Origin of the sequence: Campylobacter massiliensis, from assembly GCF_014253065.1 — a bacterium.
Classification (GTDB): domain Bacteria; phylum Campylobacterota; class Campylobacteria; order Campylobacterales; family Campylobacteraceae; genus Campylobacter_A; species Campylobacter_A massiliensis.
Genome location: NZ_JACLZK010000001.1, coordinates 849,464 through 860,887 on the forward strand (window position 1 = coordinate 849,464; position 11,424 = coordinate 860,887).

An 11,424-nucleotide genomic window follows, 5' to 3' on the forward strand; every position below is an offset into this window, starting at 1 on the left:
AGCTCATGCTTTGCTTTGGCCTCTCTACTGCTTACATCGTTACTCATTGTTAATCCTTTCTATTAAAAATAAACTTTATCTATCTCATCGATATTTACGCCGTGTTTGGATAAAAAGTATCCTTTTACTTCTCTATACGTATCTTTATCGACTATCGTGATCGTAAAATAATTACCGTGCGGCACACCCCAAAAACTGCCGGGTTTATTGTGCGGCTCGTCTATACAAATAACCAAAAAAGGTGAAAATTTAGCATTCCTTCCGCCTAAGATAAGGCAGAAGAAAAATTTAGTCAGGAAAATCCCCAGAAGATTAAATACAGCAAAGCAAAGAGCAAAATACGTAACATACGAAGATAACGTCATAATGTAAATAAAGTAAAAAGCTGGGGGAGTTATGGCAAGCAAATATATCCAACTCCTAGGCCTATTACTGCCGGAAAAAAATGGTTTATAAATAAACTTCCTTAAGTCGTCGCGACTTGAGACAAAAACCCTTTTGCCTTTTTCGTAAAATTCTACACTGCTATTTTTTATCTTTAAAATGGGTTGTTCTTTTTTATAGCCGATAAATTCCAGTAGCACAAAAAATAGTATTAATAAAAGCACATATATACATCCCGTAACAATCTCTATGCCGCTAGTGTAATTATTATTGCCGCATATATATATCGCAGTAGTCATTCCGATCATAAACGGCGAAATCACTAATAAAACCTGATATGCTTCCTCGTAGTTTTTGAGAACTATTGGCTCTTTATCATAATCTCTCGAAAATTTGCCCGAGCTGGAATTTGTCAAATTTGAGTTTTGAAAGTCGCTGTTTGAATTTTTAGTTTGTTCGTTTGCTGTATTCAAATTTTACTCCTTTTTTGCATCCTTAGCTTTCCCAATTCGCTTAGTTAAACCTGTATTTTTCAAAAGCCTCTCATAAGCTTTATCTAGCTCAACTTTTGCAACTTCTTCTCTTGTCATTTTATGCTCCTTAAGTAAAATAATATTTTTTAATTTCGTCGATATCTATATTTTTTCTGTCCAAAAAGTAGGTTTTGATTTCTTGATATTCATCATCGCTAAAAATCTGAAACATAAAATATTCTCCAGCTAGTATAATGCCGTTGTATAGAAAATATTTTGGGTATATCGGATAATCCACTATAATACTAGGGAACAATGTAAAACGCTTAAGACTACCGACCAAAAGCAGCTGAGAGCAAATTTTGTAAATAATATTTGAGATATATAAAAGCGCCAAAAGCCACGCTAGCGTCCATCCTATCGCATAGAGTAATGCCATAAATATAATAAAATAAAAGATTTTATCACCCGAGTCGGACTTTGTCGGCCCAAGCTTCCAAAACGGCTTTACGATAATCTTATCCAAATCATTTCGCGCAGATTTACGTTCAAGCTTGCCGTCTTTATAAAACTCAATAAAATTATTTGTAAATTTCACTTCAAATTTATGCCTAACGACATAATAATAGTATGGAATAAATATCCAGCAAAATACAAAACACAGCCATAGAGTAACAAAAATAGTATTTGCCTGGTACTTATCAAAAATAATTAAAATCGTGATACAGAAAAACATAGGACATAACACGGATGTTTTAACAAAAAATCCTTCATAGTTTTTGATAACTATCGGCTCTTTATCATAATCCCTCGCAAATTTGCCCGAGTCCGAATTTGCCAAATTTGAGTTTTGAAAGTCGTTGTTTGAATTTTTAGTTTGTTGGTTTGCCGTATTCAAATTTTGCTCCTTTGAGTTGTTGTATTGACCTAGTTAGTCACTGTTTTTATACACCTAAAACATAATGTTATCTCTAAAAATACAAAAATATTTTTTGATAATGATATTCTACTATTGTGTATTTTAAGTTATCATTAAAATTTGATATAAATCTGCTTATTTAAATTCGTATGAAATTTAGGGGCAAGCCTTAATATTTTAGACCCGCTATTGTATGCTTTGGCGGTATCTGTTATAGTTCCAAAAGCGCCATATGAGTTTAAATTTGTATATTAAAACTTAAAGTTCTTAAAAACAATAGTGTCTAAACGCTCCGCCTACAAGGCTTAATGTTTCTAAATTTGTTTTTAAAAATCCGGACCGTAGCGGCTTGGAGCGCTCGGCTCATGATCGAGCAAATCGTCGGTCTCGTTCATTTTACTATCTTGTGCAAAAAGAATACCATTTAGTTTTTCTATCTTTTCGCCGTCGAAATTTAAATCCCTATCGTATTCGAAACTCTCGCCGTCAACGGATATGGCGCCATAATTCATATGTACAGTAGGAGTGAAATTCCCCGTAGTAAAATATGATTTTATCTTAGATTCTAACGCCTCCCGCTTTACGATACCTTGATCTAGCGCCTCATTTATTGCGTTAGCTACCATAGAGATGTTCTTTTTGATGAAAAAGTCGGCCGCTTGTCCCATCTTTCTTGCAAAGCTCTTAAATTTATCGAAAAAATTAGAAGCAGGATCGTTTTCTTCGACGAACCTAGCGACGTCGATCGCTTGACCGCTCATCTCTTTATAGTCGTATATTAGCTCTCGTCCGCTATTTGCGGGTATGATTAAATAAAGATTATCGCGGTTTGTTAAGCAAATTTGCTTTGAGGCGTTAAACTCGGGATTAAGTCCGTAAGCTTCTAGTGCGGTTTTAAAATCTACGCTATTAACCGACGTAAAATCGACGACTTTTGCGTATGGCGCTTTATCTTCTTGTGCCAGTGGAGCAAATTCGACTTCGTCGATATTAAATTTAGCGCATAAAGCGGCAATCTCACGAGACGAGGAAGTGTCTATTTTAATCTTTTGCGTTTGTGGGTTTTGGGTTTGCCTTTTGGCTAGCTTTTGAGTTTGCAGTGAGATATCCGTATCTATTTGGGGTTTGATAGTAGGTTCTACTTCTTGGAAAAATTTCAGACATGGAACAAGGGTGCGTCCGGGTTCGTTATATTTAAAAACCAAAGCCTCTCGCGCCAAAGGATAATAAAGCCTTGCGACGTCTCCTTTCGTATATTTATCTACATACTCGGATATGCCAAAAAGCTCGGCTATTTTATTGCGGACGGCAAGATAGCATCTTTTTATGTACTGCTTTTGGCGAGAGATATCTTTGTATTTTACGTCGAATTTAAAATTCGTATCCCCAAAAACGACTAGACGTATCTTATCGGTTTCGCCCTCTTTTTTTAATCGCCTGTTTTCCTTTTCGTAGATAGGCGATAACTCGTCTCGCGCCGATGTTTCAAGGGTTTTTTGTTTGATGTTTTCTAACTCCGTCACCGTATCGCTTTGACGACTTTGCGTCGCTACAATCATCGCTTTATAAGGCAAGCTTTTTATCTTTTCGGTAAGGCCAGCTAGCGTGACAGTAGAAACGTCACGAATTTTACCGTTTAAACTACCACCTATATCAAAAAACATAGCGCTAGAAAAGCTCTCTATAAACTCTGCGCCGCGGTAGCCGTATTTTTTAAGATGGGGCGCGCTATTTACTAGATACTTTGATATTTGCTTCCTGTATCCATTCTCCACCTCTTGCTGCTGCTGCTCATACTTCTTCTCGATATCCGTCTGCGTTAAAGAGCGAAACGTTGCATTTGAATATACCTCGTTTTTCATTACGCCTGCAAGCTCGTCCATGGATTCGATTTTTTCGCTAACAAAGCCTGACGCCAAATCAAAGTCTCCGAGCGGTAGTTTTTGAACTCCTATTTCAAAAACGGGAAGTTTATCTTGCAAGTCCACGGTTTGCGGTCTAAATTTTTCATCAAAAAGATAATTAACTACGTCGTTTAACTCAGGCAAACTTAGCTTGCAATCCCTTACGAAAAAATCATACAAACTGGGAGACGAAGTTCTTTTGGTTCTTTCGTTATATTTAGTTAATTTACTAGGATTTTCAAGATTCTCTTTATAGACGCAATTAGCCGGCAGCCAATCTTTTGTACGCGCAAATTCCAGCGCCTCTAGCGGAGAAATGGCCGAAATTTTAGCAAAAAACTCAGCCTTTATGCCATCTTTTTGCCCATCTACCTCATTGGTAGGTCGTTTAGATTCGCCGATACCTGACGGTATTTGAGCTATTTCTATGTTCTCGGTCAGGGCTTGAATTTCGACTTGATTCATAGTAATTTCTTTTTCGTCCTTGATATGCCTTTTTCCTTTGCGCGCTATTACGTCCTTAGCCATAGTATCCTTAAGCCTTTGAATAACGACTTCAAGATTATTACTTTGCCTAGGTTTTGGTATATAGTTTGGGTTTACGGCCGCAAAGCAGGTCTCAAACCCTTTACCGTAAAGCCTTATATACTTTTTCATATCGTTTGCTTTAATCTTATAATATGCGCCGTTTTTACCGTTTACTTTAGTATATTCCAAACCTAGCGAACAGCATAAATTTATTATATCTTTTTCATTTTTAACGTCTTGGAATAGTATTTCTAGATTTTTTCTAGTCATAGCCGTTTTTGTTTTAAACGGTTTTATGCGGTTAAATCTTGGGCTATTTTGCGGCAAATCTAGGTCGTATTTTTGGCAAAGATATGTTTGAAATGCGCTATCTACGCCTAAGTTAAACGGTCTAAACCTGATAGCCTTATCCAGCATGGGAGAATATTTAGCTACCGCAAGGTGAATATGATCTAATCTTTTTTCGCCTTTTTCATTTGTTTTAATCTTGGCAAGATGAGCTTCTGCATAGCATACTATCTCATCAAAATCATATCCGCTACAATAGAAGTCTAAGGTCTCTTGAACAAGTTTACGCATAAAATCTCGGCGAAATTCGTCTGACATATCATCTATTTTTTCCATATCTTGTTGCGAAAAAGATAGCGTCAAGTGGTAATAGTTTCCACTCTTATAGTCTTTATGAGTATGCATAAAATTCTCAATCTGTTCAAAAACATCAAGATTTCCTTCGAGAGGTATTATGGTATCTTTCTGCATTCTAGTCATAGTAGAATCCTTTTTTAAACCGTATCTAAGATAGTTTGAGATACCGTATTGTGCATCGCTAGTTATACGTATAATCATGACTTATTCTTTAATTGTTAGCTTTAAAATAGCGCTTAGTTGATAATGGATGTGCTTTAATAACGATTCAGCTTTAATACTATTACCAGAAAAATCTTTAGCAACTTTATTACTAGCTCTAGCTATTTGATTTACGTTATTTGCAATATTATTTAAGAGCATTAGATGCTTTCTTTGACGCTCTTTTACATCATTATCTATACCAAAACTAGATTGTATTTCTAATTCTATACACCGTCTAGCATACATGCTCTTGGATATTCCAAGCTTCATTGCTCGTTCAGATACTATTTCTAATAAAATATCATCAAGAATAATATCAAGATGGTGTCGTTTATTTTTATTACTTTTGGACATTATATAGCTCCTTTACTACTACATAAACCGACAAAAAATACTAGCTATTAAAAGTATAAATGATAGTGCATAGTTTAAATAGTTAGTATTATTAAAAACAAAAATAGCTTTTTGTTTTTAATAAGGGGCTCTAGGGGGCTTCCCCTAGGCGCGTGCCAAATCCGATCTTTGCGAAGCAAAGATTTGTCGGATATTTGGCTGACGTGCCTAAAACAATATATTTTTATACTTATCTACGACTTATTATAGCACTTTTTATTATAACTTGCAAATATTATCCGTAAATGCTATAATACATGTATTAAAAACTAAAACAAGGAGACTTAAATGAAAGAAAATAAAAACAAACAGTCCGAACCAAAGATGCTTAAAGATACATTTTCTACTTTATCTAAAATAGAAAAAAATCTCGACGAGTCTTTTGATAATTTTATTCCGGATGAGAAGTTTACGCCCAAAGCCTTTTTTGAACTTGATCGAGTTAGGAAAATTCTCACCAAACTAATTCAAAAAGGAGCCAATCCGACAAAGGCATATAAATATATAAATACAACCTTTAACTATACGTTCCCGCGTAGATATTTTAACGCTGCATGGGTAGAATGCGGCGGCAAAATTGAAGAGCCCCGCAGAAAAAGTAGCAATAAGAAACCCAAGGTAGTTAAAAATATTCAGGGGCAGGATATTGATGGTAATGAACAAACTAGTGCAAATAGTACTGAAAATATAAAATAAATCTATGGCGACACAAGGAGCATAACATGCAGGAACAACCAGAATATCAAAGCATGGAATTAATTTGTACCGAGCTACAGTCCTTAGTTGACAAAATTAAATCAATTACAGACGATCTTAAACAGGCTTTATCATCAAACAATCTTATTTCCTTGGCTGCAAGTCTCAAAGAGATTCACAAAATCTTAGACTTGCCACAAAAACTCGAAGAGCTTGATATCCAACTATCTAAATCCTTCAATAAAAAGTCTCAAAGTTTGGTAGATACTGACAATAAAATTAAAAGCACTGTTTCGCAAATAGAAATTAACGTATCGAATTTACTTAGCGAGAAATTTTCGGATTCGCAAGCCAAACAATATTTAGCCGATTTGGAAGCTAGCTTAACGAATTTAAAAACGACGATAGATAATCTTATTGAAAAAGCTCCCTTGCCCATTTCTAAATTTGAAAAACTAAATCAATCTTTAAGTCAAGTCGTACCTAATTTACAAAAAACAGCCGAGTCAATGAAAACGTTATCTATTAAGCGTGATATAATGATGGTCGGCATAGGATTTGCTATTTGTTCGATTCTTGGACTTTCTTACAATCTCTTTTTCATTAACTCCAAAATTAATGAATACATAAACAACGTAAACCAAGCTCAGGAGGAGATTTTTTTAAATTTCAAAAAATATTCTGACGAAATTTCGGAAAAATCAGTTGAGCTCAAAGATTACATGCTTTACAAAGAAATTTATGACCATTATGCTACAATACTCCAAGAAACGGACATTAACCTACTTAAAGATTTTAAAGCAACAAATGACGGCAGGCTGTACTTAAACCAAATTATTTCCAATATACACGTAGAAAAACCCAAACCAAACTCGGGTAATTCAACCTATTTCTTTATAAAAGTCCGACGTTGACTCACCGCTCTCACAAAAACCCTATCTAAGAGGCGATAATTAAGAGGATGCGCTAAACCTACGCCAGTCGGTTAATAATTCGGCAAATTATGCTTATATATAGACAGAATTTTAATGTGATCTGGTTTAATACGAAAAACTATCACGTAGCCTTTAAAAATTAAGTCTCTCGTATCCTCTCGTTTAAGTAGCTTGTTCTTGCGAAAGCTATAAGGCCTGCTTGGAATTTCTAGGATTTTGCCATACAAGGCATCGTTAAATTCGGTCGCTCTGCTAAGGCTATCTTGAGCGATAAAATTTAGCATTCTTTCCAGCTCATTACCAAATTTATCCGAAAGAACTATTTTCATAACGACGCGACGAGCTTTCCTAAATGCTCTTTGGAGCGCTCTCTCATTTCATCAACGCTATAATATTTTACCTCGCCCCTATCGTCTGCGTCGGAAATTTCTTGCAAATGTTTCGCATCCGCAAGGCTTAATTCTCCAAGGTCGTCGTCGTAGGTTACTTGAGCTTTTGGATCTAGCTGCAAAATAGCTTTTATGGCTTCTATTAGGTTACTATTATCGGTTCGTATGTTAATCGAGGTCATCTTGTCTCCTCAAATTTGATTTAAAGCATTATACCATATCCCCTAAAAAGAAGTCGCCTTGCGGTATGCAAGCGCGTAAACAAAGCAAAGAGGGGTAAGGGAGTAAAATAACATATCGTGGCACGTCTTAATCTCTCAAACGATTACGTTTGTGTTTGTCATAAGCTTTTAAAAACAAAAAATTCGCTTCTTACGCAAAGAACTAGGTTGTGTCCGTCTATTTAAAGGGCATTACTCGTTTTTACCCCTCTTCTTCCTTAACTTCTATAAAATTTATCTTTTCGACTAAGTTTTTTAAAATTTTCATATTGACGGGCTCTGCGTAAGTATTCATAGTAATCTTATACTGTTGCTCGTGACCCACTAGAGCCGCTATATGCTCTATCCTCTCGCCGCTTTGAATTAGCTTGTTTATAAAAGTATGCCTAAGAGAATGAAACGTCCTTGTTTTATCGTCTTTTATTACTCTCATGTTGATCTTTTTTCTAAAATACTCCGAAAAGTCTTTATTGTCGCAATTAAATAGTCTTACGGGCTTACCGTTTTTAGCGCCAGATTTCTTTTTACTATCTATTAGTTCAAAAAGTCCGATATCTTTTAATTTAGGGTGAGCAGGTACGTTTCTTATAGAGTTTTTAGTTTTTAAAGTTTTGCTTCTATCGGTATTTACGTCAATCTCCATATTTAAGCTAAAACAAACTACGCCGTCTTTGGTTATTATATCGTCCGTATTTAGCTGTATTATTTCTTTTAGCCTCATTCCAGAATACGCTGCGATATGGGTTACGAAAAACAGTTCGTCTTTATTTACTCTTTGACTTTTCGTATCGCCGTTTTCCTTAATATCGCCGACGATGGCTAAAAGAGCGTTTACGTCGCTATCTCGGTATGGCTTTTTATTTATAACGTCATCGGCGGTTAAGGTTATTTGAATATCCGTGGCGGGATTTTTAGCGAAGTAATCGCTGTCGTAGCAATATTTAAAAAATTCGCAGATTCTAACTATATATTTTTTGATAGTAGACTTGGAAATTTTCGGCTTATCCTTTGCTATAGCTATGATCTCGTCTAAGTTTTTGCCTTTATAGAGATTGTTTTGAGAGAGTTTGGTCGGGAGCTTAAGCAAGGTATTTCTAAATTTGAGCAAATCGTCTCTTTTTATGCTTTTGATGTCCGAATCGCCGCCAAAGTACATAAACATAAGCTTTCCTACGTGATTAACTAGCCCTAGGGTGCTATCGCTCCAGCTACTAGATACGCTAGTGTTAGATACGTAATTATTAAAAGCCGCTTTAAGAGTAATTATGTCCGTTCCGGCTTCATGCTCGTTTACTACGGTAGCTAGGGTTTTACTAGATTTTAGCCGTTCGCTCAGTGCTTTGGCTCTATCTGCGATAATGCCTTGAGATAATTTAATAGCTTGATTTAACGTAATGTCGTTAATATATTCAGTATCGTCGGCATTGGTAAGCTCTGGCGCCACATCCAAGTCGCTCTCTTCCAGGTCTTTTAAAATTATGCCTCTATCCTCATAATCGCTCGCCTTATACACTTTAACGCAACCTCCTAAAGTAGAGTCGCCTAGATTGCCGTATCCGAATTTTAAATCTCCGCTTGGTTTATCGTCTCCGTCCGGCAGCAATTTATGCCCAAACAGCCTAAAGATATCGTTCGTCGTCAATGCTCCTTTTTGCCTAGCCAGGGCATTTATCGAATCGGTTAGTTCCGAAACGCTGTTTTTTAATGACTTTTTAGTAAAAGGAAGCACCAGATCGCTATCTTTTAAAAGATCTATATCGTCTTGGTAGGTGCTTATATCTATATTTTCGGTAACTTTGGCTATCTCGTTTTTAACGTCGTCATTTAAATTTATATTTTTACGTTTTTTATTAAGTGGCACGAAGGCTTGTTGTTTCTCGTTTAGCAGTTTTTGATTTTTAGACATTTTATAAGATATATGATTTATGTTGTCGATAGTAGCTTCTAGTAGTCTTTTACGTAGAGCTTTCTTGATTGATATATCGGCGCAAGATAGCTTTTTGCATATCTCGTCAACCTCTCTTGATATCGTGCCGGGCAAGCTGTTTTCCTTAAGGCTTTGTTTTAGATATAAATTAAGCGACAATAATCCGTCTATGCTTATATATCTGCCGAGCAAGTCATGCTCTTTAATGCTTTTAGCTTCCTTGGCTTCCAAAAGCGTAAACACTAAGTGCTCTATAAATTCGCTACCCAAATTCATCTTAGCCGCCTTTTTAATCATACTAAAAATTCTAGAGTAAATCTTAGCATGATTTTTGGCTAAATCATAGCGTTTCGTGCGGGTAGAGTTTGTATATTCGGTTTTATTGCCAAAATACGGCTTTAAATATAGCGGAATGGCTATCCTAAAATGATATATGCCGTTTCGTTTTACGAGATATTGCATTATCGTCGTTATACGATAAAAATTGTAGCAAACTGTAGCAAATATTTAAAGAAATACTGGCTGTATACCGTTTTTTAGGTAATTTGGTGCGAATTTAAATAATCCCTCATAAGCCGGAGGTCGGGAGTTCAAGTCTCCCCCGTGACACCAAAACGTCGTATTTTAGGCATCGGAAAAGTTTCTTCCGATCTTTCCCTTTCTTTAAAATTTCCTTTAAGAGTGGAACACTTGTATAAAAAAGTGGAACACTATCTCAAAAAAGTTTAAAATTATATCTCACTCTTGCTTCATAAACAATGAAAAACGTCAAAAAATAAAAATATTTTGCCACAGCCAAGCAATCCAATAGTTTTATTTGGTACCGACAAATTATGTGGCTATTTTTAAACATAATGATACTTTTACAATGGATGCAAGGGCTTGCAGTTTATATTTTGTAGGTTTAGATTAACTTTTTTAGAAGTTTGCAGGATAAAAGCTTTAGGGTAGTTTTAGCCTGAACTATCGTCAGAACCCCCTAAGCTACTGCGGATTATAATACAATCAATATAAAAAAGTACTTAGGAAGCAGATGTTTGACATAGTCCAAAGCTTGTATGAAAAAATATACGATATATTTAAACAAGGCTACGATAGCTTTATGGATCAGGAATTTGAGGCCAGAATAAAAAGAGCGATATCGGTATTGCATTTTAAATATTTAATTGGAGCCTGCAAAGAAGCTAACGCCGTATTGCCAAAAACAAACCTAAACAACCTCAATCTATTTGATTTAATAATTTCAATCTACAATAAAAGACATAGAACCCATCAGGCCAAGTTTCTCTTGCTGCACTGTTTTGAGAGCGGACTTCGTAGCACTCTAGCCGTCAATTTTTCAAATTTATACAACCAAGACGCCGATGATTGGTTCTTTAAAACAGATAAGCCAGAGCTTGGAAGGATATTAAATATAGTAAAAAGGCGTTGCAAAAATGAAGACCTACAAAATCTAGGAACATTTGGCATATTCGATAAATTTTATATGATAGACCTAGAAGAGCTAAGCGATGAATATTGGCATACGGTAGAGCACATCTTTGCAAGTACGAAAGAATACAAGTCCCAAATACTTCCGGCTTACGGACGCCAACATCTAATAACCAAAATAGGGCAAATAAGAAAAGCTAGAAATGAAATATACCACAATAATCCTACAAAGATAAAATTCGCAAAAGATTTGGAAATATTGCTTTTACGAATGGGTTACAATTTACAAGATGCTATCGGCGGCTGCGATTTTAGAGGCGATATCAAGCTGCAATACAAATACGATTAGAATTATACAGCCCATAAAGACCATAA

Annotated in this window: 10 protein-coding genes; 3 read left to right on the top strand and 7 right to left on the bottom strand. The window is 35.7% G+C overall.

The genetic code is table 11. The features are described from left to right. Positions 1–62 precede the first annotated feature (62 nt). The 4 genes from H7R39_RS03970 to H7R39_RS03985 form a co-directional block, all read right to left on the bottom strand. Entirely contained in the window at positions 63–857 is a 795-nt protein-coding gene (locus H7R39_RS03970) for a hypothetical protein (protein ID WP_185898055.1), read from the bottom strand. 127 nt (positions 858–984) lie between these two features. Next, entirely contained in the window at positions 985–1,755 is a 771-nt protein-coding gene (locus H7R39_RS03975) for a hypothetical protein (protein WP_185898056.1), read from the bottom strand. A gap of 347 nt (positions 1,756–2,102) precedes the next feature. Beyond that, the gene (locus H7R39_RS03980; RefSeq protein ID WP_185898057.1) at positions 2,103–5,054 is read right to left on the bottom strand and encodes a hypothetical protein; all 2,952 of its coding nucleotides are present in this window, start codon (positions 5,052–5,054) and stop codon (positions 2,103–2,105) included. Between the two features lie 3 nt (positions 5,055–5,057). After that, on the bottom strand, positions 5,058–5,411 hold the full coding sequence (locus H7R39_RS03985) for a plasmid mobilization relaxosome protein MobC (protein ID WP_185898058.1): 354 nt from the start codon (positions 5,409–5,411) through the stop codon (positions 5,058–5,060). 327 nt (positions 5,412–5,738) lie between these two features. Between H7R39_RS03985 and H7R39_RS03990 the strand changes: the two genes are divergently transcribed. After that, positions 5,739–6,146 (top strand): hypothetical protein, encoded by a 408-nt coding sequence (locus H7R39_RS03990; RefSeq protein WP_185898059.1) that lies wholly within the window; start codon positions 5,739–5,741, stop codon positions 6,144–6,146. A gap of 26 nt (positions 6,147–6,172) precedes the next feature. Next, positions 6,173–7,060: a hypothetical protein gene (locus H7R39_RS03995; RefSeq protein WP_185898060.1), complete on the top strand. Its 888-nt coding sequence runs from the start codon at positions 6,173–6,175 to the stop codon at positions 7,058–7,060. A 71-nt stretch (positions 7,061–7,131) separates the two neighbouring features. Here H7R39_RS03995 and H7R39_RS04000 read toward each other — a convergent pair whose 3' ends face one another. The 3 genes from H7R39_RS04000 to H7R39_RS04010 form a co-directional block, all read right to left on the bottom strand. Further along, the gene (locus tag H7R39_RS04000) at positions 7,132–7,410 is read right to left on the bottom strand and encodes a type II toxin-antitoxin system RelE/ParE family toxin (protein WP_185898061.1); all 279 of its coding nucleotides are present in this window, start codon (positions 7,408–7,410) and stop codon (positions 7,132–7,134) included. After that, entirely contained in the window at positions 7,407–7,652 is a 246-nt protein-coding gene (locus tag H7R39_RS04005; RefSeq protein WP_185898062.1) for a hypothetical protein, read from the bottom strand. Before H7R39_RS04005 ends, H7R39_RS04000 begins: the two co-directional genes overlap by 4 nt. Before the next feature lie 241 nt (positions 7,653–7,893). Continuing rightward, a complete protein-coding gene (locus H7R39_RS04010) occupies positions 7,894–10,080 on the bottom strand; it encodes a tyrosine-type recombinase/integrase (protein WP_185898063.1) in 2,187 nt (728 codons plus the stop codon). Between the two features lie 571 nt (positions 10,081–10,651). Here H7R39_RS04010 and H7R39_RS04015 point away from each other — a divergent pair. Continuing rightward, complete coding sequence (locus tag H7R39_RS04015) at positions 10,652–11,398, top strand: CAAX protease (RefSeq protein WP_185898064.1); 747 nt, start codon at positions 10,652–10,654, stop codon at positions 11,396–11,398. Positions 11,399–11,424: the final 26 nt, after the last annotated feature.